Annotated in this window: 21 protein-coding genes and 1 pseudogene; 8 read left to right on the forward strand and 14 right to left on the reverse strand. The window is 42.2% G+C overall.

Annotated elements, in window-relative coordinates:
* Positions 1-4 precede the first annotated feature (4 nt).
* The 10 genes from J4E76_RS19840 to J4E76_RS19885 form a co-directional block, all read right to left on the reverse strand.
* Complete coding sequence (locus tag J4E76_RS19840; protein ID WP_208506543.1) at positions 5-313, reverse strand: DUF6660 family protein; 309 nt, start codon at positions 311-313, stop codon at positions 5-7.
* A gap of 175 nt (positions 314-488) precedes the next feature.
* Positions 489-977: a hypothetical protein gene (locus tag J4E76_RS19845; protein ID WP_208506544.1), complete on the reverse strand. Its 489-nt coding sequence runs from the start codon at positions 975-977 to the stop codon at positions 489-491.
* Positions 978-1,061: 84 nt separating this feature from the next.
* Positions 1,062-1,523: a DUF3347 domain-containing protein gene (locus tag J4E76_RS19850; protein ID WP_208506545.1), complete on the reverse strand. Its 462-nt coding sequence runs from the start codon at positions 1,521-1,523 to the stop codon at positions 1,062-1,064.
* Between the two features lie 39 nt (positions 1,524-1,562).
* A complete protein-coding gene (locus J4E76_RS19855; RefSeq protein ID WP_208506546.1) occupies positions 1,563-3,320 on the reverse strand; it encodes an efflux RND transporter periplasmic adaptor subunit in 1,758 nt (585 codons plus the stop codon).
* Positions 3,307-4,557: a TolC family protein gene (locus J4E76_RS19860; RefSeq protein ID WP_208506547.1), complete on the reverse strand. Its 1,251-nt coding sequence runs from the start codon at positions 4,555-4,557 to the stop codon at positions 3,307-3,309. Before J4E76_RS19860 ends, J4E76_RS19855 begins: the two co-directional genes overlap by 14 nt.
* On the reverse strand, positions 4,554-5,273 hold the full coding sequence (locus tag J4E76_RS19865; RefSeq protein WP_208506548.1) for an acetolactate decarboxylase: 720 nt from the start codon (positions 5,271-5,273) through the stop codon (positions 4,554-4,556). The genes J4E76_RS19860 and J4E76_RS19865 overlap by 4 nt, the downstream gene beginning before the upstream one ends.
* Positions 5,270-9,019, reverse strand: a complete 3,750-nt coding sequence (locus J4E76_RS19870) for an efflux RND transporter permease subunit (RefSeq protein WP_208506549.1) — start codon at positions 9,017-9,019, stop codon at positions 5,270-5,272. The genes J4E76_RS19865 and J4E76_RS19870 overlap by 4 nt, the downstream gene beginning before the upstream one ends.
* A 148-nt stretch (positions 9,020-9,167) precedes the next feature.
* On the reverse strand, positions 9,168-9,578 hold the full coding sequence (locus tag J4E76_RS19875) for a hypothetical protein (RefSeq protein ID WP_208506550.1): 411 nt from the start codon (positions 9,576-9,578) through the stop codon (positions 9,168-9,170).
* Between the two features lie 146 nt (positions 9,579-9,724).
* Positions 9,725-10,951: a hypothetical protein gene (locus J4E76_RS19880; protein ID WP_208506551.1), complete on the reverse strand. Its 1,227-nt coding sequence runs from the start codon at positions 10,949-10,951 to the stop codon at positions 9,725-9,727.
* 8 nt (positions 10,952-10,959) lie between these two features.
* On the reverse strand, positions 10,960-12,222 hold the full coding sequence (locus J4E76_RS19885; RefSeq protein ID WP_208506552.1) for a hypothetical protein: 1,263 nt from the start codon (positions 12,220-12,222) through the stop codon (positions 10,960-10,962).
* Positions 12,223-12,450: 228 nt separating this feature from the next.
* Between J4E76_RS19885 and J4E76_RS19890 the strand changes: the two genes are divergently transcribed.
* The 3 genes from J4E76_RS19890 (at position 12,451) to J4E76_RS19900 (ending at position 14,819) form a co-directional block, all read left to right on the forward strand.
* Positions 12,451-13,014 (forward strand): hypothetical protein, encoded by a 564-nt coding sequence (locus J4E76_RS19890; protein ID WP_208506553.1) that lies wholly within the window; start codon positions 12,451-12,453, stop codon positions 13,012-13,014.
* 93 nt (positions 13,015-13,107) lie between these two features.
* The gene (locus J4E76_RS19895; protein WP_208506554.1) at positions 13,108-13,737 is read left to right on the forward strand and encodes an ABC transporter ATP-binding protein; all 630 of its coding nucleotides are present in this window, start codon (positions 13,108-13,110) and stop codon (positions 13,735-13,737) included.
* The gene (locus J4E76_RS19900; protein ID WP_208506555.1) at positions 13,734-14,819 is read left to right on the forward strand and encodes a hypothetical protein; all 1,086 of its coding nucleotides are present in this window, start codon (positions 13,734-13,736) and stop codon (positions 14,817-14,819) included. Before J4E76_RS19895 ends, J4E76_RS19900 begins: the two co-directional genes overlap by 4 nt.
* A 2-nt stretch (positions 14,820-14,821) precedes the next feature.
* Here the strand turns inward: J4E76_RS19900 and J4E76_RS19905 are convergent, their stop codons facing one another.
* From J4E76_RS19905 to J4E76_RS19910, 3 genes and pseudogenes are all read right to left on the reverse strand, one after another.
* Positions 14,822-17,254 (reverse strand): ABC transporter permease, encoded by a 2,433-nt coding sequence (locus J4E76_RS19905; protein ID WP_208506556.1) that lies wholly within the window; start codon positions 17,252-17,254, stop codon positions 14,822-14,824.
* Positions 17,255-17,296: 42 nt separating this feature from the next.
* A pseudogene (locus J4E76_RS21245) lies at positions 17,297-17,497 on the reverse strand (permease prefix domain 2-containing transporter); the annotation flags it as partial.
* Positions 17,476-17,814 (reverse strand): PadR family transcriptional regulator, encoded by a 339-nt coding sequence (locus tag J4E76_RS19910; protein ID WP_208506557.1) that lies wholly within the window; start codon positions 17,812-17,814, stop codon positions 17,476-17,478. The pseudogene J4E76_RS21245 and the gene J4E76_RS19910, both read right to left, overlap by 22 nt.
* A gap of 149 nt (positions 17,815-17,963) precedes the next feature.
* On the opposite strand from J4E76_RS19910, the gene J4E76_RS19915 reads away from it, so the two are divergent.
* Together J4E76_RS19915 and J4E76_RS19920 are read left to right on the forward strand one after the other, a co-directional pair.
* The gene (locus J4E76_RS19915) at positions 17,964-19,445 is read left to right on the forward strand and encodes a bifunctional UDP-sugar hydrolase/5'-nucleotidase (RefSeq protein WP_208506558.1); all 1,482 of its coding nucleotides are present in this window, start codon (positions 17,964-17,966) and stop codon (positions 19,443-19,445) included.
* Between the two features lie 59 nt (positions 19,446-19,504).
* A complete protein-coding gene (locus tag J4E76_RS19920; RefSeq protein ID WP_208506559.1) occupies positions 19,505-19,879 on the forward strand; it encodes a VOC family protein in 375 nt (124 codons plus the stop codon).
* Here J4E76_RS19920 and J4E76_RS19925 read toward each other — a convergent pair.
* On the reverse strand, positions 19,876-20,772 hold the full coding sequence (locus tag J4E76_RS19925) for a DUF72 domain-containing protein (RefSeq protein ID WP_208506560.1): 897 nt from the start codon (positions 20,770-20,772) through the stop codon (positions 19,876-19,878). The genes J4E76_RS19920 and J4E76_RS19925 overlap by 4 nt on opposite strands.
* Before the next feature lie 230 nt (positions 20,773-21,002).
* Between J4E76_RS19925 and J4E76_RS19930 the strand changes: the two genes are divergently transcribed.
* From J4E76_RS19930 to J4E76_RS19940, 3 genes are all read left to right on the forward strand, one after another.
* Positions 21,003-21,743, forward strand: a complete 741-nt coding sequence (locus J4E76_RS19930) for a lysophospholipid acyltransferase family protein (RefSeq protein ID WP_208506561.1) — start codon at positions 21,003-21,005, stop codon at positions 21,741-21,743.
* Between the two features lie 54 nt (positions 21,744-21,797).
* The gene (locus J4E76_RS19935; protein ID WP_208506562.1) at positions 21,798-22,946 is read left to right on the forward strand and encodes a hypothetical protein; all 1,149 of its coding nucleotides are present in this window, start codon (positions 21,798-21,800) and stop codon (positions 22,944-22,946) included.
* A gap of 77 nt (positions 22,947-23,023) precedes the next feature.
* Positions 23,024-23,803 (forward strand): tryptophan-rich sensory protein, encoded by a 780-nt coding sequence (locus J4E76_RS19940; protein WP_208506563.1) that lies wholly within the window; start codon positions 23,024-23,026, stop codon positions 23,801-23,803.
* The last annotated feature ends 37 nt before the right edge of the window (positions 23,804-23,840 follow it).

A 23,840-nucleotide genomic window follows, 5' to 3' on the forward strand; every position in this document is an offset into this window, starting at 1 on the left:
CGAATTAGATCTTGGGCGGTTGCCAAATGTCAATGGCTGGTGGATTATATGCGATTTCTTCCAATTTCAAATCATCCGTTGTGATAACTATTTTTTGAAACTCGAATGATTGCAATGCAATCGTGGTTATTGCGGTGCAACACATACATGAGCAGAAAGGCAAACAATCATCCGAATCGTCTGCTTCGTTTGCCTCATTTGAAGATTCACAAATCCCTTCAGATTCGCAGCCTGAATCCTTCCAGGCATCGGCACATGGTGCCATGCTCATCAGCAGTATGAAAATTGAAAGAATAGCAGCTATGCGTTGCATGAAGCAAAGATAAGTTCAAAACACTTGCAACAGGGCATCAAGTACCGGGAATCATTCCACATTGCTCATAAAAAATGGAAACCACCCAGGTTACCCCAGGTGGTCACACAAACACACACGACTCATCAGTAAACTGACGAGATTTTCTAATCTAAGAATTTCTTATGGAATGGCATCATTTTTTGGAGTAAACAGCCTCACCAAATTGACTGTATGTTCCATTTCTTTTCACATAGTCCTTCACCTCTATTTGGCTAGAACCAACGAGACGGTAAAACGTCTTACCTTCTTCCGTTTCCGGATCGCCCCATAGCACGGTAAGTTCATTCTCTTGTAGGCTATAGTCCAAGCCAAACATGACTCCTCTAGAGTCAAACCAATGGCCATTGTTTTTATCGGCACCCAACTTATAATAAGCCTTAGATTCCATACTTCGAGTTGTACCACTCTGGTCTTTAAATGAGTTACTGAATTGTAAATGGATAAATTGATCCGATAGTACCTTTTCCCAAGTCATAGTGAAAGTGGCAGGGGTACCAAACAGGTTACCACTTCCGACCCAATCTCCTTCTATCTGATCAAAAAATGAGCTATTAGTTTGAGCCCTTGTACTGAAGAAGGCTACACTCAAAACAAGTACAAATAACAATTGATGTCTTTTCATAAGTCTAAATTCTTATCCAATTGACGTCCAAAGAGTCCTATCGGGACAAACAAAATTGATCTTACACAATACAAACTAATTGTGCTAGCCTCCTATCTTTTCTTGTACACTTCCGCAGTGCAGCATCACATCTCCGAAATACGGATTATTCACTTCCATCTCAGCCGCCAGCCAGAATGCACCCTTATTATTGAAAGCCATTGGGCAGTACTGTTTGTATAAAACGGTGTCACTTCCTCTTCTTCTCAGCATATCATACATTTTCATGGATAACCCTTCAAAAGCTTTCCGCTGTGCTGCAACGTCATCATTGCTAGCAATCATTTGAAGGTCAGGAGTGAGCTGGTCATTCGTATTTACTTCCAAAAATTTAGTTGCAGCGGCCTTGGCTTTTGAAGCGTTAGTCGCAACTAGTGCGTCTTTTACGGCCAGATAGCTATCGACCAGATTTTTCTGATCACTGACTTGTTCCTTTTCGCTTTTGCTTCCACAAGCAGCTATCAATAGGGTAAAAACTGTGACAGTCAATAAATATTTGATTCTCATTTTTCTATTTGTATTAGTCATTTCTTTTCTCTTTAATTCTTATTGGTTACTAATAATGGATTCTACATTTCCGCAAGTGAGCATCACATCTCCGAAATATGGATTGACAATATTTTCTTCAAGGCTAACCCAAGTGGCTCCTTTATCATTATTAGCCATTGGGCAAAACTGTATATATAATGGATTCTCAAAAGATGTCCCGAATGATTCAATGGCATTGATCAAGGCCTTCGATAGATTGATGAAATTCAATCGTTGCTGATCGCGATCTCCCGTGTTGGTTATCAGAGCCAAACTTTCTTCCATAGGATTTAATAAATCCATCCAATGCATATGTGCTTCTCCTTTTGCTAAAGTCATGTCGACATTATCTAGTGCAGTTTTTACTTTAACTCCTGCCTTTCTGATTTTGGCTCCATCGCCTTCAACCATTAAGTCTTTCAAGGCAATGTATTCCTTAGATAAGTCTGTGAGCTGCTGCTGAAATTCCGGAGCCACATCCTCACTGTAGTCTTTCGCTGCAGACAGCTCGATCTCGACAAACTCATTTGTATTGTCCCGAATTGCAGGACTAGAGGTAGCCGTATTCATCATACTAATTTTACCTCTCAGCTGCGCTTCGGCATCTAGCGTAAAAGCACCGTTTGTCACTACTTCTTCACCTGCACTCAGGCCTTCATTGATAAAATATCTATCACCTACGGCATCGCCCAATACAACCTCTCTGAGTGAAAAACTCTGTTCGTTAGGCACTTTGACATAGACAATTGATCTTTTGCCTGTCCATAGCACAGCTGATTTTGGCACCGAAATACCTCCATCCTTATTCACAAAAATTCCTGTCGAGATAAACATCCCAGGTTTCAGGCTTCCTGATCTGTTTTCCAAGTCGGCCCTTACTTCTACAATTCTTGTTCTTGTGTTTACCTCTGGTGAGATAAAGGAGATCGTACCCAAATGGAACTTACCAGTGGCTTTATTCTCAAAATCAAAACGATCGCCTAGACGAATTCTCCCTAAATCCTTTTCATAGACTTCAAAAACCGCCCACACTTTTGACAAATCCGTGATTTCCATAAGCCCTCCTCCTTCTGGCAAATGATTTCCGGTATTGACTAATTTTTTGGTGATTACCCCATCATAGTCTGCGAGTAGGTCGAAGTTTCGCATGGGCTCCTTGGAAGTTTCGATCGTTCGAATCTGTTCCATGGTCAATTTCCAATGGTGAAGCTTTTTTCTGGCTGCTTCGAGCAAAATCGGGTTAGTCTCCTCAAGCTTTTTTGCCTCTATTAACTCTTCTTGGGCAGCAACTAACTCCGGGGAGTAAATGGATGCTATTTTCTCTCCCTTTTTGACCACATCACCTTCAAAGCTCTTATACAATGCCTCAACTCTTCCTTCAAAGTGAGTGGTTTGAATATTGACCCTACGATCATCCACCTTTACTTTTCCGTTCAGCCTTAACACATCATCTACCATTTCGCTACCTACAATCGTGGTCTGGATGCTGGCCAACTGCATGGCATTATTCGACATTTTTAAAATGGTCGGATCATCATCTACATCATCAGCAACTGGGATTAGATCCATTCCGCAGAAAGGGCATGCCCCGGGTTCTGATTGCCTTACTTGTGGATGCATGGAGCAAGTCCAGCTTCCGCTTTCATCAAGCTCATGTTGATGATTGTCGGCAATAGATTCTTTTGAACTACCACCCCCAAAGAATATCGCACCTAGTGCAACTCCAATCACGAGGGTAAGACCAATGGTCAGGAGGGTTGATCTATTTAATTTCATTTTGTATTTCGTTTAGGGTGGAACCCGTTAAGTATTCTTGCTTAAAAACTGCCTGCTGATAAAGCACGCCAGTTCGAACGTTTGCTAACTGCAGCTGTAAGAGCCTCTGCTGTGTTTCCAAGAGTTTCTCAAAATCTTGGTTGTTATTGGTGTACTCACTGATCAATACATTGAGCAAAACCTCTGTCTTTTTCATTTCGTCTGAATACAAAGCCAGGCTCTGAGAAGCTGCCTCTAATTCGTACTCAATACCGATCCAACTGTTCTTCAACTCATCTTCTAAAGCTGCCAACTCAAAGCCTTTTGCTTTCATCTTAAGGTCAGCTTCCTTCTGGACAGATCGATTCTTCTTACCAAAAATTGGTAGGCTAATATTTACTTGCGGAACGAGAATATCCTTGCCATTATCGGGAATGTTCACACCCTCTCGCTTAGCAATTAATCCGTAGTCAAGACCCAAACCGATATTTGGTTTACGTCCTAAATCAGCCAATACTTTTTCTTGTTCTAGTGCCGAAAGATTTGACTTGATGGCTCTCAACCTTGGTTGATCCTCCATAACTGCATCAAATTCGAAATCAACCTTTTCTTGTTTTAGGGTATCCGAGATCACGATGGGCATCTCACCATCTCGATGAAGCATGGTGTTGAAATCATGTTTGAGAGGCTTCTCCTTTAACCTGAGAAGCTCCAGTTCAGTCTTCGCCCGATCGATACTGATTTGTACCCGCACTAAATCAGCTAATGAGACAAGGTTTGCCTCATACTTAGTCTTAGTCACCGGCTCATAAGATCTGAGGATATCCAAATTCTCCTCCATGATCTGGATCTCCTTTTGTAATTCATACAGTGCCAGCCACTTGGACTTCACTTGTAGGAAGAGTTGATTTCTAGCCTCCTGAAACATCTCAAATTTGGCTTTAGCCAAACTGGCCGCTGCTTTCTCTCTCGCTTTTAAAGTCCCCATCCAGGGAAACATTTGCGATACGGAAAGCCTAAAGCGTTGTGGACCTACCCGCGTTTCCACCGGAGAAATAAAATAACCGAAGCTCAGGTTTGGATCGGGCAGTGCTCCTTGTTGGTTTACACGCTCTAGGGCAGCCAAATAAAGGTTGAACTTAGCCTTGAGAGTTGGATTTTCCCTTGCGGCTATCTCCAGATAATCGTTCAGCCCTGTTTGTGCTTGAACAGCGCTTGTGATTAGCAGAAATATGATCAATGATATAAATCGCCTCATTTTGATACTGTTTTAGCTAACCACAATTCGACCTTTCTGTCGTTTTTTAAGTTATCTACATGCCCCATTTCTGTCTCTTCATCATTGACAAAATGCATATGTAAATAGCTGCCATGATGGGTAAATACGCCTTCATGCTGATTAGAATAGAAACCTAAAATACTAGCTCCGGAGTAGCCCCCTTTTCCCTTGAGTCCAGCCGCTTTGTACGCATCATGGTTCTGAGCGGTAGCTTCCGCAGCATTAATGACATGCCATTCGATTTCTTCGAAATCTCCCTTCAATAAAAAAGGAAAGGCTTCATCCGTATTAATACCTCGCTTCTCTGCCTCACGAGCTACCAGGGCCTGCAGATCACTATTGTTTTCGATCATTCCCTCCAGACTTACCTTATGCCAATCCTTAACCTGAGTCATAACCAATAGCGTTGCTTTGTAGTCGAAGCTTCGATTAATTTTCAACTGGCCTTGTTTGGCTAGTCCATTGAGTGGTTTTCCATCCAAAATCAATATTTCACCCGAAAGACCTTCCAACGCACCTAGTGCATAGGTATTTGACTTTCCATTAAGGTCCATCAGGTTGGCATTGGCTTCGAGTTTCTGCTGCATCATGATTTCTCTTAAGATTCCAAAATGCTCAACCGAAGTACTTTGCTCAGCAGTTTCACAAGCCTGAAGCACACAGAACGTCAATAATATGAGTATAGACTTTTTCAATTTTCTGACTTTTTAAGATGAAACTTTAACTGTGTCTCTTTGTAGACCGCATAGAGCACTGGCACCACGAAAAGGGTGATCAAAGCGATCAGCATACCTCCGAATGAAGGGATCGCCATTGGTATCATTACATCCGATCCGCGGCCGGTTGAAGTGAGTATCGGGAGCAGCGCTAATAGCGTAGTAGCAGTTGTCATTAGACAAGGTCGTACCCTTCGCATTCCAGCTTCTATCACCAATTTTTTAATCTCTGATTTGTCCAACCCTTCCTTCTTATCAAATGACTGATTTAGATAAGTCGCCATCAGCACACCATCATCTGTAGCGATACCGAAGAGGGCTATAAACCCTACCCAAACCGCTACGCTCAGATTTACTGGGGCAATTTGAAATAGACCCCTCATATCAGTGCCGAAAAGAGAAAAGTCCATAAAACCACCACGACTATATAACCAGAGCATGAGAAAACCACCGCCAAAGGCAACTGCCACACTGCTAAATACCATCAAGGAAACGGCCATGGACTTAAACTGGAAGTACAAAATGAGCAGTATGATGACGAGCACTAATGGGATAACAAGACCCAGCCTTTTCTCTGCCCTCACTTGATTTTGATAGTTACCTGCAAACTCATAAGAGACGCCCGCTGGCAAAGTCAACTGTCCCTCAGCAATACGCTGATCAATCAATCTCTTGGCATCTTCAACAACCGAAGTCTCTGAGAAACCAACGAGCTTATCGAAGATGACATAACCGACAAGGAAGGTGTCTTCGCTCTTGATCATTTGTGGTCCTTGTTGGTACTTAATCTCCGCGAGATCTCCCAAAGGAATGTTTTGACCAGAAGCAACAGGAATAAGTATGTCTTTCAAGGACTCGGGATCGTCTCTTAATTCGCGCGGGTAGCGTACTCGAATACTGTATCGCTCACGCCCTTCAACAGTCTTCGATAATTCCATACCGCCAACACCTACTTGGATATATTCCTGAACCTTGGAAACACTCACACCATATCTTGCCAAGGCTTCACGGTTTAACTCGATAAGCAGGTAAGGCTTCCCTACAATTCGTTCGGCAAACACAGACTCTCTTTTTACCGAAGGCAACTCTTTAAGGATCGCTTCGAACTTGAGCCCAACGGATTCGATAGTCGCCAAATCCGGCCCCTTGACTTTAATACCCATAGGTGCTCTCATCCCCGTTTGCAGCATGACTAGCCTGGTTTCTATAGGCTGAAGCTTTGGAGCCGAAGTGACACCCGGCAACTTTGTCACTCTGACAATTTCATTCCAGATATCATCAGGCGACTTAATTTCATCTCGCCATTGCCTGAAGTAAGCGCCTCTTTTATCCAAGATTAAGTTGCCCGACTCATCTCTTAGGTACTCGCCATTCTCTTTTTTGAATCTTAATCGCTTTCCGTTCTGATCGGTGATATACTCACTCTTATAATTAATCAGATTCTCATACATGGAAATTGGTGCTGGGTCCAAGGCACTTTCGGTACGACCGAACTTGCCAACGACAGATTCAATTTCTGGAATGGCGGTCACAGCCATATCTAATAGTCGCAGTGTCTCTTTGTTTTGATCAACGCCAGCATGCGGCATTGAAGTGGGCATCAAAAGGAAAGCACCCTCACCCAATGAAGGCATAAACTCCTTGCCGATTCCAGGAAAGGAATGCGACAGACTAGAATAGGTTCGGTTCACCCGAACACCATCTCCAAAGGTCTTTGGGATAAAACCAAAAACTCTATCGAAGCCCAACCAAATCGTAAGACCCATGAGCACGATAAAAGAAGGAATCAACAAGAATTTCCATCTGTTTCTGAGGCACCAGTCAAGAATTCTAGGATAGAGCCTAATGAATAAGCTGAAGCCTCCTAAGGTTAAACCAATGATCAGGGCGACAAAGAGGAAATTCATGAACGCACTTGCCTCCACTCCTAACGGCATCCACTTATCACTGAGTAGAACGGCCACGCCAATGAGTATAATGATGACATCAGCATACTTCAGATAAGCTGAAATGGAGTTAACATGGGTCCTCAACAGATTGACCAGCCCTAAGCTTATCAGCACAAAGCCAGACAGGTTATATCCTAAAATCAGCACCCAAGTACCGAAAATGACCAAACCTATATTCAATAATGTCTTAAGCCATTTAGTCTTAGGCTTGAAACCGAAGAACCAATAGGCAAGGGTTGGAATGATGATCAACGCCACCACAATGGCTGCCAACAGTGCAAAAGTCTTTGTATAAGCCAGTGGCCTAAATAGCTTCCCTTCAGCTGCCTCCATGGTAAAGACAGGGATGAAACTAATTACCGTGGTCATTACAGCAGTAATAATAGCCCGAGCCACTTCCTTAGAGGCCTCAAAAATGAGAGTTGCTAAACTCTTATCTCCATTTTCTTTCAGGTGGCGTGTGATGTTTTCAGTAAGCACTATGCCTACATCCACCATTGTGCCGATCGCTATGGCAATACCTGAAAGGGCCACGATATTTGCATCGACACCGAAATAGCGCATGGCGATAAAGCACATTAACACCGCGATCGGCAAAAGAGATGAGATAAGGATTGATGCCCTCAGGTTAAGCAACATCACCAACACAACGATGATCGTGATGATCACTTCGAGTGTCAATGCTTCCTCAAGCGTTCCGATGGTCTCTTGAATTAGCTCGGTACGATCATAGAAAGGAATGATTGTCAACTTTGAAGCTGTTCCATCGGATAAATACTTGGTCGGCAATCCTTGACTGATTTCATCAATCTTAGCTTTGACATTATCGATCACTTCAATCGGATTGGCTCCGTATCGTGCAACTACCACTCCACCAACAGCCTCTGCACCAGACTTATCCAAAGCCCCTCTTCGTGAAGCTGGTCCAATAGATACCCGTGCCACATCCTTGATTCGGATAGATACATTATCGACAGTTTTTACAGGTGCCTGCTCTAAGTCTTCAAGGCTTTTGATATAGCCCAAACCTCGCACTAAGTACTCTGCTTGATTGACCTCCAAGGTTTTGGCACCAACATCCAAATTGCTCTCTTTGACGGCTTTAGTGATTTCGGCCAAGGTGACCCCATAGCTATCCATGGCCTTTGGATCAATATCCACTTGGTATTCCTTGACAAAACCGCCAATTGACGCAACTTCAGAAACCCCTTGAGCCGAAGCCAAGGCATACTTGATGGTATAGTCCTGAATGGTTCTGATTTCCTGTGGATCCCAACCTCCTGTTGGATTTCCATCCTCATCTCTACCTTCAATAGTATACCAGTAGATTTGTCCCAGAGCGGTTGCATCTGGTCCAAGGGCTGGTTGTACACCATCAGGTAGCAGGCCTTTCGGCAAGGCATTGAGTTTTTCCAGAATACGACTTCGACTCCAATAGAATTCTGTCGACTCCTCAAAAATGACATAGATAGATGAAACTCCGAAAATGGAGGAGCTCCTAATCGTTTTGACACCCGGAAGCCCCAATAGAGAAGACGTTAAGGGATAAGTAATCTGATCTTCAATATCTTGAGGCGAACGACCCGGCCATTCAGTGAAAACAATCTGTTGGTTCTCTCCAATGTCAGGAATGGCATCCACCGGTACAGGGTCGCTCGGCAAACCAGTCGACCATTGGAAAGGAGCCGTAATTAAGCCCCATCCAACCAGCAGTACCAGAAGAATAACCGTTACTAAACGGTTGTCCAAAAAGAATTTAATAAGTGTATTGATCATTAATCATGCTTTTACAATCCTATGTAAATGAAATAGCTCAGGAATGAGCAAAGAAGTCTATTCAGGTTGTCATGGACTGTAGAAAGGAATACCTCCAATCTAAATAGGAGATGCTTCTTTTCATTCAGGTTGACGAAACCGGAAGACTTCAGGATTGTATAGCAGCGGGTATTTTCAGGGAATGATAAAGTATGGTGAGATCAGGTGTGGGAATATCAGGCGGGCCTGTATTCTTAATCTCAACTTTATCTTGCTGACTTACCATTAAGGCTTCAAAATCAACAAAAGGAATCTCGAAAAGTAGATGATAAACTGCTGATGGTGCATCAGAAGAAACAGTAACCTGTTGATCATCTTCGACAATCTTCAGTGCCCATTCATCATCACAGCAGTCTTCCATACCTTCATGCATCTCCATAGACATGCCACACTTACTCTCTACTTTTTTGAAGAGAGAAGTCTCTTTGACCCTGTCCATACACAAATGCTGACCTACCAGAATACCAGAGGTAGTCATTAGGTAAATCATTGTGAATAATATGGTTGCTGTTCTTTTCAAGCTGTGCAAATATACGCAGTAATTATAAAATGGGTTCCGAAGGCCTCTTCGAGGCACCAAGCGACCCACTAATCATATGGTGAGATTGCTTCTATCGCAATGACGAGACCTTATGTCACTGCGAGGCACGAAGCAGTCTCCAAACATTAGTTACTCTTTACTTTTAACGCCTTGTTTTCCTTTTCCAAAGCCTTGATCTTCTCTCCTTGCGCCTTGACAGTTTTGTTTAGTTCAATCATATATAGGGTTAGCTCTTCCACTTTCTTTAGGAGTGTAGCATCCATATCACCTAAATCAAGTCCATCGGTCTCTACTTCTGTGGCTGAAGGAACTTCTGGCAGGTGTTGGTTCTTTTGGATATAGTCTTCTAGCTCATTCAAAGGCCTAAGCTTATAGGTCGAAGCAAACACATAATCTGGCCAATCCGCTCCGTTCGTAGAAACTCTTACTTTCTTGGCCAAAACTGTTCCATCGACTGAGAGTTTTTCGGTGGGGTTTGTCGTGCCAATTCCTACCTTGTCAGCTTTTTGAGATATCCCAAGTTGGCCACTAACATATAAAGAGGCAGCCCCGTTATACAATTGCCAAAAATTACTTCCTGTGGCAGCGTCTAGATCTATTACCCCTCCCGAGGCGGACAATCTATCACCATATATTCTATCATTGGAATGAATTTGGCCAACTACATCAAGCTTGTAGTTTGGAGAGGCAGTACCACCTATGCCAACATTTCCAGCAATAAAGTTTTTAGAGTTCAAATCGGACTGGTATATGCCCCATTTATTCGTGATAGTACCAGTAGGAGTTTTGAGATACAAACCATAATAGGTGGTAAGTGTCTTATTACCGGGAACTACGGCTTCCCCATACAAACTAGCACCAAAAGTGGTATTGGTTAAAGTATTCGAATCATTCGTGAACTCAACCAAGCCCTTCACTCCAATTAAGTTAGCACTGGTCGTACTGTAACCAGAATAAGTGTTCTTAGCAATACCCAAGACACCAATAGCTTGATAACCATAGCCACCAACTTTATTTCCCACACCAACAAGACCATAGTTGAAATTACTGCTAGAACCGTAGGATTTAGCCTCGAAATACCCTCCATACCTAGAAGGCCCGTTTTGACTACCTCCCATATTATTTAATACATAAGCTCCATATGTCTGATCCACAACGAACCCTGAAACACCTGTAAGTTGGATGTTCAAACCTTGCAGATAAGTTGTATTTATATTTTTTACTTCAAGAAGGCTAGTTGTAGGGTTCGTTACCCCTATACCAGCATTTCCAGTTGTAGGAAAAGTATTGGTTTGTGAATATGCTAGTGTAGCTAGGCAAAGGGACAAGAGTGTTATGGCTATCTTTTTCATGGTTGTGTTTATTTATCTTTTTTAAGCAGTTCAATTTCTTTTCTCATGTCGACAAGCATCTTTCTCAATTCGAGATTCTCCTCTTTTACTTCCTCCAAGCTAGCAGCTTGTGTCTTGAAGGTTTTATCTTGCTCGATTAAGTAGAGTGTCAGCTCCTCCACTTTCTTTAAGAGTGTAGCATCCATATCACCCAAATCAAGTCCATCAGTCTCTACCTCTTGGGCAGAAGGAACTTCTGGCAGGTGTTCGTTCTTTTTGATATAGTCCTCAAGCTCATTCAAAGGTCGAAGCTTATAAGTCGAAGCAAACACATAGTCTGGCCAATCAGCAGCTGCCACAGATACCCTAACTTTCTTTGCTAAAATGTTTCCATTTACAGAGAGCTTTTCGGTGGGTGAAGTCGTACCAATACCCAAATTGCCACTTTCATCCAATCTCATTTTCTCTGTCAGATTCAGGCTGTTGTGGGCCTTCGTCCAGAAAGTTAAAAAGCCTGTATTGGTACCTCCAGCGCGAGGCAAACCTATCCGTGCAACCTCAACTGTAGATTGTTTAGCACTTATTCTACCTACATCAACATACGAAGCGTCATTTCTAATGCTCATCAGCGACACTACCCCTGGTGTAGTGACTGAATTAAAAATTTCTAATTTTTCTGTGGGGGAGGTTGTACCAATACCTACATTTCCATTGACGAAGGCAAAATTTCCTGGTGAGTTATGAAAAGTGAAGTTCATTTGGTCAATGTTATGATTGAAACCAACCCATGCTCTATTTGCTTTGTCAGAATCTCCAAAAAACAAATACTGATCTCCAGTATTACCGGTTAACATTTGTAAAACACTCCTAGTGGTATTTTCTACGGTTATACCATTATTATCATAAGGAGTCCCTCCAGAGGAAGAAGGCGAGATATGCAGCCTTGAAAGAGGACTTACGGTACCCATACCAATATTGCCATTGTCTTGTATAAACATCTTAGCGTTTGTATCATTCGGAATATATGTGCCTCCTCCAGCCCAAATACCCACACCATAAATACCTGAGGCCGGGTTAGCCATTCCTATCCCTCGAAATCGTGAGCCATCATTGGTATGTTCGTAAAATGCTATTCTTGAGTTGAAATTCGAATTTGAGGTACCGAACGATAGCTTACTAAAAGGGCTTATTGTGCCTATACCAGCATTTCCAGTAGTCGGAAAAGTATTGGTTTGTGAAGATGCTAGTGTGACTAAGCAAAGGGTCAAAAGTGTTAGGGCTATCTTTTTCATAACGGTGGGTTAACAGAATAAACAACTATAAGATATTTTGATTTTAATTTCATCACTGAACAAAGAATAACATTCTTTTAAATACAAAATCCTCATTATTTAATTATAATATAATAATCAAATGATTCTACTACCGTTCAAACAAATTCTAAGAGATTCATGTTTTTATATTTGCAACAATGTTGCTAATGCACTAATGTTGCATTTATAAACTCAGAAAAAATACTCATGAAGACAATCAATAGCATCAAGTTCCTTTCGCTTCTAGCAATGGTCTTAGTTATGACCGCCTGCGGTTCTGACGATCCAGACCCTGTAAACGAAGAAGAATTAATCACAACGGTTCGAGTGACATTTACCAACGCTGCGGCTCCGACAGTAACGGCTACATTCACAGATTTAGATGGCCCAGGTGGGAATGATCCTGTATTGGAAAACCCTACACTTATGACTAACACTACTTATACAGTGGCCGTAGAATTCCTTAACGAGCAAGAAAGTCCTGCTGAAGATATTACGGTTGAGGTGTCAGAAGAAGACGATGAACACCAAGTATTCTTTGTAATTGGGACAGGACTTAATGCCACCTATGCTTACACTGATCAAGATGGTAATGGTAATCCACTTGGACTCGCTGGTACTTTTACCACAGCTGGCGCAGGTGCAGGTAACCTAACAGTGACTCTTATCCATGAGCCAGTGAAAACGGCTGCTGGTGTAAGCAGCGGTGATCCAACCAATGCTGATGGAGAGACTGACGTTGAAGTTACATTCAGCGTAACGGTTCAATAAGTTTTATTCAAAGGATTTGAAAAGGAGTGCAGTGCACTCCTTTTTTTATGCATGAAACCCAATTTGCATTCAATTCCGTATGTTAGGTGTTAAATGCTGAACATTCAAAACTTCAAAAAAGCCTACGGGAGTCAACTTATTCTGGAAATCCCATCGCTCAGCTTTTCCGAAGGTATTCATTGGGTCAAAGGAAAAAACGGATCAGGTAAATCCACTCTTTTCAATTGTCTGGCAGGTATCTCTCCCTTCGAAGGTAAAGTCGAGCTGAATGGATATAGTCTAAGTAAGCAACCCGTTTCTTACAAAAGACTCCTAAACTATAGTCAATCAGAGCCAACATTCCCGGAATTCTTAACAGGGAATGATCTCATCTCATATTTCGGACAATTGAAAGGTGCGACTCCAGCACAGGTAACCGAACTTTCACAACAGCTTTCCATTGAGAGTTTTTCCAATCAGCCAGTGGGAAATTATTCTAGTGGTATGCTGAAGAAACTCTCTTTGGTAATAGCATTTTTAGGAAATGCATCATGGATCATTCTTGACGAGCCCCTAATCACCTTAGACAAAGAAGCCCAAGAGGCACTGCTTAACTTGATCGCGGATAAAAGCAAAAAAGAAGTCTCCTTCATTCTTGCCACACATCAAGATTTCGAAAATCAGTTGATTGAGGCCGATCACACTTATGAGGTCAAAGACCAAGGGATTATTCGAGATCTATGAAAGCGATTAGTAGCGTCTTAGTGAGGGTTATTGTCAAGGAATTCTACAAGGAGAATACTGGTTTCTTTTTAGTCGTGCTGGGATTGGGATTTGGGTTCTTAAAAACACCACAGCATATGGACATCGCCTCTGCCTTGGCATTCAGACCCATTTACTACCTCGTTCCACTGGGTCTTTGGGTTTTATACACTATCAAAACCCTTAACTTCTTCTATAGGGTAAAACGACTGCCCGAAAACTGGTTTTTAACCGAGGTCATAGGGTTACCTAATAAAGGACTGAAACCTCTGGTTGTTTATATCCAGTTCTTGCTACTTTTTCCAATACTTGGCTACAGTATTTTCATGACTGTGATCGCTTTTCAGTTAGGTCAAATCAACTCCGCAATTATACTGATTACGTCCAATTTACTTTTGCTGATGATTGCAGGGTATTTCCTGTTCCTGCAGCTTGTCAAACCTGTTGACCCAAGTATCTCAAAGCGATTGAGCAATTGGATTAGATTGATACCTAGACAGTATCCCTTTCTGTTTGTTCACCACTTACTTCACAGACATAGTATCTCGCTAGTACTAACTAAGTTATTCTCAGCCGCTGTCATCCTTGGCGCCACGGCTATCTTTAATGTTGAGGGTATTGACTTTAGATACTTAGCTCTGGGTATTTTGATTAGTTCGGCAATCAATGCCAACTTCAGTTTTCGTTACTATGAATTCGAAGGCTCAGCTTTGAAATTGTATAGAAACCTACCCCATTCGAGGATCAAGATCTTTGCAAAAAATTCCGTCACTTATCTGATTTTATCCTTACCCGAATTCCTTGTATTCTTTGGCAATAACTGGTCTACCTCTGATATTCTAAACCTTTTTCAAATAGCCCTAATACTTCCTGTCGTATCGGTATTGCATCATATGGTCGTCAAAAACATCAGACCAAATCAGGAAGACTATGCCAAATATGTGTTTTTCGCGACCGCCTTTCTTTTCTTCGTTATACTGGGCTATGTGCCAGTTTATATACTTCTGATCACGCTACTTGTGATGTCTTTGGCATTCGCCCATCGCAAAAACAACAGAGAGTAGATTTATTCGTGACGTAGAGTTTTAACAGGGTTAAGAGATGCTGCTCTAAGTGACTGACCACCCACTGCAATGGCTGCAATACCAATTGAAAGCAGAGCGCCCAATACAAAGACCATTGGCCCAATTTCAATTCTATATTCAAACTCACTGAGCCAAGTATTGCCAAAGTAAAATGCCAATGGCACCGAGATCATAAATGAAATGGCCACTAGTTTGAAAAAACGACTACTAACCAATAGCAAGATGGAGGAAATAGACGCTCCTAGAACCTTACGGACTCCTATTTCTTTTGTGCGCTCCTGAACCGTGAAGGACGCCAAACCAAATAGTCCAAGGCAAGCAATGAAGATGGCTAATATGGTGAAATACTGAATAGTTTGACCCAGGCGTTCCTCTTGCTGATACTGTTTGGCTATGGTGTCATCTAGGAAGTCAAACTCGAATGGCCACTGAGGACTCAGCTCATTCCAAATGCTTTCTATATCCGATATTCCGGCCCTGAGGTCATCAATATTACTGGCCTCTAATCGAATGGAAACGTCACCCCATTGGGCAAATTTGAATACGCTTGGGCGAATGGGTCTATAGAGTGATTCCAGGTGCGCGTCTGCAAAAATGCCTATCACCTTGCATTCAAACTGCGTTCTGTTATCACTACCGCCTACATAGCTGAAAGTCTTGTTGATGGCTTCTTGATTTGTCCACCCAAAGGTTTTCACCGCGGTCTCATTCAGCAAAATCGCTTCCCTTCGGTCTTTGTACATCTCCTTCTTGAAGAATCGACCTTCAACAAGCTTCATGTCAAACATCTCTAAAAAGTCAAAGCCAACATGTTTAATACCAATGCTCTTTGCTTCTTCAAGCGCTTCTCCTTCAACACGAAAGGATTGGGTCCAATCACGTGTTCCTGCTACATAGCCTTGATTAGCGCTTCGTACAAAGGGGCTAGCTTTTATACGTTCAGTGAAGAGACCAAAATCCTCATCCAGCTTATTGCCATGTTTAAGAACGATCACTTGTTCTTTCTCAAAACCGAGGTCCTTGTCTTTGATGTAATCGAGTTGGCCCTGAACGATCAGAATGCCTACAATCAGCAAGTTTGAAATGATAAACTGAGAAGCAACCAAGACTTGTCGCGTACGGGAATTCCCTCTAGTCCCAGTCGTGGTATTGCCCTTCAACGTTTTGACTGGTTGGAATCTTGACAAGGATAGTGCAGGATATATGCCAGCGATTAGTCCGATAATAATAGCACCTACGAACATGGAAAGAATTACCGCAGGCTGAGCATATGGAATACTGAGGGATTGATCCATAAACCTGTTAAAAACAGGCAACATCCCTTCGACTAAAAATGCGCCAAGGAGCATTGCGATAACTGCAATCAAAACCGATTCGGCAATAAACTGCGAAATCAAATGATACCTCAGAGCACCCATTACCTTACGTAGGCCTACTTCCTTAGCCCTTTTTGCTGATCTGGCTGTACTCAGGTTGACAAAATTGATACAGGCAATGATCAAAATTAGAACAGCAATCACTCCGAAACCATTGACTTGCCGCAGGTTGCCATTCACTTTGAGTTCACCAGACATTGACGATTGTAAATGGATATCTGTAATAGGCATAGCGGAATAATGATACTCAACCACCGCATTCGGAAGTCTTCCAAAATAGTCCTTCCCATTCTCATAAAGCTTCTGATTGAAGGTGGTATAGGCATCTTTATTTTTTAGCAAAACGTATTGCCAGGTGCCAGACCACTTCCAGTCTTCTTCGAAATCATAACCACCATTTCCATCTCCTCTAATCCATCGTTGGCGTTGAAGTTCTGTGGGCACTAGGATATCAAATGTCAGATGAGAATTGGCTGGAACATCCTCCAAGACACCTGTTACTTTTAGGAGGTCGTCATTTTTGAACTGGATAATTTTTCCCATCGGGTTTTCTTCTCCAAAGTATTTTTTCGCAACCCTCTTGGTCAGAACAATACTATTCATTTTAGCCAATGCAGTACTTGGATCACCTTGTGCCAATGGAAAGTCGAACACCTTGAATACTTCTGGGTCTGCAAAGAGGACATTCTCTTCTGTAAAATGGTTTTCCTCATACTTGAGTGTAGTTGCGTCCTGATTGTTCTTATAGAAGCGAACAACCTGTTCTACTTCCGGATAGTCCTCAAGGAACATATACTTTAGAGGAAAAGCCGACATGGCAACTTCTGTACTAGCTCCCCTCGCCTCGTACTGCCAATTGACTCTAAATAGCCTTTCGGATTTACTGTGAAACTGATCGTAAGAAAGTTCATGCTTCACATAGGCAAACATTAGGATAAACGCAGCCAGTCCAATGGCGAGCCCTAGAATATTGATTACCGCATAAGATCTACTTCTTATAAGGTTGCGATAGGCGATTTTGAAATAACTGCTTAACATATCAATGGAATTTAGTCTGGGCGAATTGGGCCTTCTTTTAATTGCAAAGGGTTGTAGAAAAGTGATCACATTTCTGAGGTACCAGAAATTGGCTCGAAATCGGCTTTTTTGCCTTTTCAAGGAATAAATGGACAAAAGATCGCCTTCAACAGCATCGCAAAGATCTTCTCTGCAAAACCATCGAAAGAAAGTCATCATCCACTTTGGTGGTTGATGAATACTCATGAGCCTCCCCCTTCCCATACCACTTTCGGTACAGATTGCCACATGCTATTGCGCAAGTCACGGGACGCATTGAGCACTTTCTTGCCCGATGCTGTCAATTCATAGAGTCTTTTTTGACGGCCACCCCTTTCGGCAGTAGCGCCTCCTAAGTACGATTTAAGGTAACCCTTTTCTTCTAGACGGACCAGTGATTTATGTACCGAGCTAATCATTGGGCTCCGGCTGGTTTGCTTTTCTAATTCATCTTTGATTGCCAAGCCATAAGCATCTTCATTTAGGATACCGACTGTCAACAAAACGAGTTCTTCAAATTCTCCGAGATAAGTACCTTTCATTTGGAATATGTTTCACCTTTGTCTATATAAATACAGAAAGCACTTGGAAAGGTTGCGTATATATCTAAATATTTCTTTCACCTTTGTCTATTTATTGATATTGCTCATGCAAATGATTAGTGATAAATTGAGGTGACAAACACACAGATATGAAAAACCTTAAGCTAACAGCAATACTATTTCTCTTTTTCGCATTCTCTTGCGAGAGCCCTGATAAAGTCGATTTCATCATTCTTCAACTCAATGATGTTTATGAGATAGCGCCAATTGAAGGGGGTGAATCTGCCGGAATGGCCAGAGTCGCTACCATCAGAAAGCAACTTCTAGCAGAAAATCCAAACGTCATTACAACTGTATCAGGAGACTTTGTGAGTCCTTCCCTCATTGGCACATTAGAATATGAGGGTGAGAAGATTGCCGGACGCCACATGGTTGAAGTGATGAATGCCCTTGGAGTGGACTATGTAGTCCCCGGTAATCACGAATATGACATTAAAGAAGGCGAGCATCTAAAACGCATTGCAGAGTCCAATTTCAAATGGACGACTACTAACTGCTTTCATAAAGTCAACGGTCAATTGGTACCTTGGCAGCAAAATGGGCAGTCATTCCCAGATCATATCATGCATACAATTGAGGGTATCGATATAGCCTTCTTCGGTTCCACAGTTCCTTTCAATAAAAAGGACTACGTAGGCTATACTGATAAATATGAGTCAGTAAAAGCGGTCTACAATAAAGTAAAAAGTGATGCCGAAGTATTGGTTGCCATTACTCATTTGGAAGAAGACATGGACGACTCACTAGCGACTTATTTCGTTCCTGAGCTCGACCTGATTCTCGGTGGTCACGACCATACCAATATGAAATACCAGTTCGGCAACACCATCATGACTAAGGCTGATGCGAATGCTAAAACTGTTTATGTTCACCGAGTCAGTTATAACAAAGCCACGGGCAAGACCACTATCAACTCAGAATTAGTAGCTGTTGATGAATCTGTACCCAGCGACCCGGAGGTTAAAGCAGTGGTAGATAAGTGGGTGAATATTGGGGACGAGAGCATGGCATCTATGGGCTACACTCCTGATGAAGTAGTAATGGTGACTAAAGATACCCTTGACGGCAGAGAGAGCAGTATTCGGTACAGACCTACTAACTACCCAATCGAGACAGCCGAATCTTTCCTCTATGCAGCTCCGGAGGCTGATTTAGCAGTATTCAATAGTGGCTCAATTCGTCTGGATGATCAACTCACTGGTACCGTTACTGAGTATGATATTTTAAGGTCATTCCCATTTGGTGGTGGAATAGCACTGGTTGACCTCAAAGGAGATGTCATAGAGCGTATCTTGGAGACCGGTACTGTAACCAATGTAGGCATTGGTGGTTACCTGCAGCTGGCAAATGCTGAGAAGAAGGCAGATGGTTGGTATATCAAGGAAGCAAAGCTTTCAAAAAATAAGACCTACAAGCTGGCCCTACCTGACTTTGTAATGGGAGGCGGTGAGAAAAACCTTGAGTTTCTTAAAAATTATAAAGATCAGTCAACAGCCCCGACTGAATTCAATGGTATCAAAAATGATATCAGAGATATCATAATGGCCTATTTTAAGTCAGCTTATAGTTGAGTTTCCATAATTAACAAAATCCACCATATCCACTTTCGAAAGACTGCGTAGATTTAATCATGGCAAATTCAAAAACCTTTTCCCATTGCTCACCGATTTTTCCGGTTCCCAATGTTGAGGAGACCATAGCTTGGTACGAAGCGAATCTTGGTTTTCAGATAGATTTTAAATGGGAAGACCCAGCGACCTATGCCGTGTTGAGTAGAGACGAGATCAAAATTCATTTTAGCCAAAGAGACGATGATTTCACACCTTCGGCAGTACATACGGCATTATATATCTTCACCTATGATGTTGATCAGGTCTTTGAAGAATTCAAAGCAAAGGGTGTCGTAACCAGAGCTCCGGAGACCCATGAATATGGCATGAGGGACTTTGACTTAACTGACCCTAATGGCTTTCGATTGACCTTTGGCCAATCCGTTAATCATTAAAAAAGATTAGACTGACCACCCTGCTGGTTGGGAACAGGTAAATCGTAGCCCAACTCATCGTTCAAGCGCTTGATCAAATGAGCCGAGAGCAATGGCGAAGCTTTCTCAAGATTTTGATGTACAAAAAAGTAGATATCCTCAATGCCACCTATGTCTATCCATGACTTGATCCGATCGAACCAATCGTCTAGACGCGTATAGTCACTTTCGTGATTGGCACCTACGTAGCGAATAAACGCTGAAGGAGTGGTCAGGCGCATGTGCAATAAATCCCTGCGACCAGCCGTATCGGTGATAATGTTGGCCACCTTGTATTTTTCAAGAAGTGCATAGAATTTTTCTGACACCTCAGGGTCATTCAGCCAATCGGTATGCCTCACTTCTAATGAGAGTGGAATTCCTTCAGGAAACTCTCCTAGAAAACGCTCAAGCCTATCCCAATTCTTGGGAGCAAAATTGTTATGCAATTGTAAGAAAACCACACCCAATTTGTCACCAAGCCCAGCCAGACTATGGCAAAATTCTTCGGTATATCTTCCAACATCGTCATTCAGTCTTTTCATGTGACTGATCATCTGGTTGATCTTAGGAAAGAACTTAAAGTCATCCGGAGTCTTATCGCGCCAATTCTCAAACTGCTCCTTGCTATAAAAATTATAGAAGGTGGCATTGAGCTCGATACTATTGAACTGAGTAGCGTAGTAAGTAAGTTCGTCTTTAGTCCCACGGGGATAAAACCCTTTTAAATCCGTTCGATTCCACTTTGCACAACCTACGTATATTTTGGGTCTGCCCTGATATGAAGAACCTTTGAGTACCCGAACTGTATCGGGGTGGTCTTGGGGTAATTTAAAATCTACTAGCTCTGGCTGATCAACACTGCCGAATTTCATAACGCTTCTTTTTAAGTAAAACTAATGTAGCCAATCCAGTAGTAGAAGGAAATAAAAAAAGTCCCAACGTATAGAATACATTGGGACTGCAAGTAAAGAGTTAGGTTCATCCTTTTTAACGCCTGTACCTAGGATGAGTCAGCACAAGCGGTTTTCATTAATTTCCGTCCAAATCTAAATAGTGGATTCACTTAAAAAAACTATTTTCGATAAATCTTCGGTAAAAGTCTGTGCTAAAAAATCTGGTCCAATATATCTACACTGGTTGGTGCGGAATCATGTTCGTGATTCCCATGATCATCTTCACTCCTCTGATGGTAATACCTCTGTTGATTTCCAGAAAGTTAGACGGCATCACATTCTTCTTTATTCGCTGCTGGGTTTATATGTTCGGCATCACAACGGGAATTTGGTTTATCGGCCACCACAAAAAATCGGTTGATCGAAAAAGGTCATTCATATTCGTTATTAACCACACATCTTTTTTAGATGCTTGTGCTATTCCCATTGCTATTCCATCCAGCCTTGTTGGGCTTGGGAAAAAGGAATTATCAAAAATACCAGTCTTCGGATGGGTCACCAGCCGATGGGCAGTCTGGGTAGATAGATCAAGCCCTGAAAGTAGACGTGAGGGTAGCCGAAAACTTAAAGAAGTACTGAATGGGGGTACCTCTGTGCTGATTGCTCCGGAAGGAACAAGAAACAATACCGATGAGCTCCTGCTCCCATTTAGGCATGGGCCATTTAGACTTGCCATCGAGTCACAAATCTCAGTGATACCGGTAGTTATTCACAACGCATCAAAGCTAATGAGACGAGGAAGTCTCTTGTTAAAGCCTGGAGTGGTACACTCTTATGTGTTACCTGAAGTACCAGTAACGGGTCTTACCGAGGATGATATTCCCGCCCTTACTGATCGTGTTTTCAAAATGATGAAAGAAAAGATAGTGGAGCTCAATGGAAGCCATTAATTTTGTTTGGCATCATTTTTTCAATAGCTCATACGAAACCAAACATTAAAGCTTATGAACACTTTCTACAAAACTATCTTACTTGGGTTCATAGCACTTTCCGTTGCCGCATGTGCAACTGGCAAAAATGCATTTGACAAGGGTGACTATGAAACGGCTTTAGATCGCGCAGTAAAGCGCCTTCAGGCTAACCCAAATAATAAAAAGGCACAGGATGTACTGATTGATGGCTACAGTGTAGCATCAGAGTTTCACTTGAAGCGTGTACAGCAATACAAAAAAGGTGGCGATACCTTTAAATGGGAAGGCATTTACAATGAATATGCTAAACTGAATCGCTATTATAGAGATATTCAACGATGCCCTTCATGCATGTCTTTGGTTTCTCCAAAGGAGTACATTCTTGAGCAGCAAGAAGCGGGTCAGAATGCAGCCGAAGTGCAGTTGGAATTAGGAAAAGATGCTTTAGCCATCAATACAATTGAAACGGGAAGACAGGCCTATAGTCATTTTGAAATGGCGCTTAGGTACTCTAACAACATTGGTGGAATTGATTCTCTTTTGACTCAGGCCCGTCAAGTAGCCACTGTCAGAGTTTTGATAGAACCTATTCCAATCCATTCTCGAAACCTTGAGTTAACGAATGAGTATTTCGAAAACAAGATGTTTGAATACTTAGACCGATATAGCCGCGATCGATTTGTGGAGTTTTTTACTACCAGACAGTCTCAGCAAAGAGACGTTCAGCCAGATCATATACTATCCATGGCCTTTGATGACTTTGTTTTAGGTCAGGCCAAAATCGTATCGAAAACTGTTGAGCTGAAAAGAGACAGTGTGGTAGTGGGTCAATACAAGGACAATAGCGGTGTAGAACATGATGTCTACGGAACTGTAAAAGCAGAATTCACTTCGAATGAAAAGACACTATTTTCTGCGGGAGTTTTGAACTTTGAGATACGGGATGCTTACACTGGCAAAGTTCTAACTAACCGAAAGATTGCGAGTGAGGATGTCTGGAGACATGAATGGGCTTCTTTCAATGGTGATGAGCGTGCCTTGAACAAGGACGAAATTCGCCAGTCGAAGCGAAAGGAGTTACCTCCTCCAGGACCACAGACGCTGTTCATCAGTTTCATCGATCGAGTCTATAGTCAGGTCGAAGGAAACATCAGCCAGTTCTATCGTCAGACAAAAATCTAGTTTAAGCCTCCGCAAAGCGGGGGCTTATTTTTTTAAATCAATTTAGGGCCTAATCGAGTTATAGTCATAAAGACAATATGACTAAGTCTACGCATCGCTTATGGGCCGTCACTAATGCCATTGTTCTCGCATTGGTTGTGTATTGGAATTACCACGCCAACGCTCAAGGTATTAATGAGAACTCAGTGGGTTCTTTGAGCGCAGCGTATGACAATCTTTTTACGCCATCCAGCTACGCATTCTCTATCTGGGCTTTGATCTACATTGCTCTATTTAGTAATGCCATTTTTCAAGTCAGGGCAGCATTCAAAGATATTAACACATCTTTTTTCAAGCCCCTTGGTCCATTTTTGATGATTGCCAACCTTGGGAATGCCCTGTGGATTTGGGCCTGGCTCACTGAAAGAACGGGGCTTAGTGTGATCATTATGGTTGTGATACTCTTTAGCTTGATGACAGCTGTGGTAAAACTTGGCATTAGAAGTGGCGATCGCAGTCCAGGGGCTATCAAGCGCTGGGTATGGTGGCCCGTTTCGTTATACTTCGGATGGATCACCGTAGCAACAGTAGCTAATATTTCTGCATATCTAGCAAAGATAGAATGGTCGTTTTTGATGAGTGAAATCAATTGGGCATCGGCAATGATCATTATTGCTGCGATCATCTATCTTATCGTTTTGGCCAAAAGAGGTATGATTACCTTTGCTCTCGTTGGTGTATGGGCTTTTACAGCCATAGCACACAAGCAATGGGGTGTTACTACGCAGGTAGCAGGCGTGGCATTGGGAGCATCCATCTCAATTCTTATATTCTCAATCATGCAAAAGACAAAAGACATGAAACTCAAGTCGAGTTAATACTCATATGGTGTGCCTTTGACATTGAATTGCGTTA

It is taken from the genome of Roseivirga sp. E12 (assembly GCF_017592825.1).
Lineage (GTDB): Bacteria > Bacteroidota > Bacteroidia > Cytophagales > Cyclobacteriaceae > Roseivirga.

What these genes read in the sequence shown, in the direction of transcription:
- J4E76_RS19840 (WP_208506543.1), bottom strand. Translation starts at nt 313, where the DNA reads ATGCAACGCATAGCTGCTATTCTTTCAATTTTCATACTGCTGATGAGC.
- J4E76_RS19845 (WP_208506544.1), bottom strand. Translation starts at nt 977, where the DNA reads ATGAAAAGACATCAATTGTTATTTGTACTTGTTTTGAGTGTAGCCTTC.
- J4E76_RS19850 (WP_208506545.1), bottom strand. Translation starts at nt 1,523, where the DNA reads ATGAGAATCAAATATTTATTGACTGTCACAGTTTTTACCCTATTGATA.
- J4E76_RS19855 (WP_208506546.1), bottom strand. Translation starts at nt 3,320, where the DNA reads ATGAAATTAAATAGATCAACCCTCCTGACCATTGGTCTTACCCTCGTG.
- J4E76_RS19860 (WP_208506547.1), bottom strand. Translation starts at nt 4,557, where the DNA reads ATGAGGCGATTTATATCATTGATCATATTTCTGCTAATCACAAGCGCT.
- J4E76_RS19870 (WP_208506549.1), bottom strand. Translation starts at nt 9,019, where the DNA reads ATGATCAATACACTTATTAAATTCTTTTTGGACAACCGTTTAGTAACG.
- J4E76_RS19880 (WP_208506551.1), bottom strand. Translation starts at nt 10,951, where the DNA reads ATGAAAAAGATAGCCATAACACTCTTGTCCCTTTGCCTAGCTACACTA.
- J4E76_RS19885 (WP_208506552.1), bottom strand. Translation starts at nt 12,222, where the DNA reads ATGAAAAAGATAGCCCTAACACTTTTGACCCTTTGCTTAGTCACACTA.
- J4E76_RS19890 (WP_208506553.1), top strand. Translation starts at nt 12,451, where the DNA reads ATGAAGACAATCAATAGCATCAAGTTCCTTTCGCTTCTAGCAATGGTC.
- J4E76_RS19895 (WP_208506554.1), top strand. Translation starts at nt 13,108, where the DNA reads ATGCTGAACATTCAAAACTTCAAAAAAGCCTACGGGAGTCAACTTATT.
- J4E76_RS19900 (WP_208506555.1), top strand. Translation starts at nt 13,734, where the DNA reads ATGAAAGCGATTAGTAGCGTCTTAGTGAGGGTTATTGTCAAGGAATTC.
- J4E76_RS19905 (WP_208506556.1), bottom strand. Translation starts at nt 17,254, where the DNA reads ATGTTAAGCAGTTATTTCAAAATCGCCTATCGCAACCTTATAAGAAGT.
- J4E76_RS19910 (WP_208506557.1), bottom strand. Translation starts at nt 17,814, where the DNA reads ATGAAAGGTACTTATCTCGGAGAATTTGAAGAACTCGTTTTGTTGACA.
- J4E76_RS19915 (WP_208506558.1), top strand. Translation starts at nt 17,964, where the DNA reads ATGAAAAACCTTAAGCTAACAGCAATACTATTTCTCTTTTTCGCATTC.
- J4E76_RS19920 (WP_208506559.1), top strand. Translation starts at nt 19,505, where the DNA reads ATGGCAAATTCAAAAACCTTTTCCCATTGCTCACCGATTTTTCCGGTT.
- J4E76_RS19925 (WP_208506560.1), bottom strand. Translation starts at nt 20,772, where the DNA reads ATGAAATTCGGCAGTGTTGATCAGCCAGAGCTAGTAGATTTTAAATTA.
- J4E76_RS19935 (WP_208506562.1), top strand. Translation starts at nt 21,798, where the DNA reads ATGAACACTTTCTACAAAACTATCTTACTTGGGTTCATAGCACTTTCC.
- J4E76_RS19940 (WP_208506563.1), top strand. Translation starts at nt 23,024, where the DNA reads ATGACTAAGTCTACGCATCGCTTATGGGCCGTCACTAATGCCATTGTT.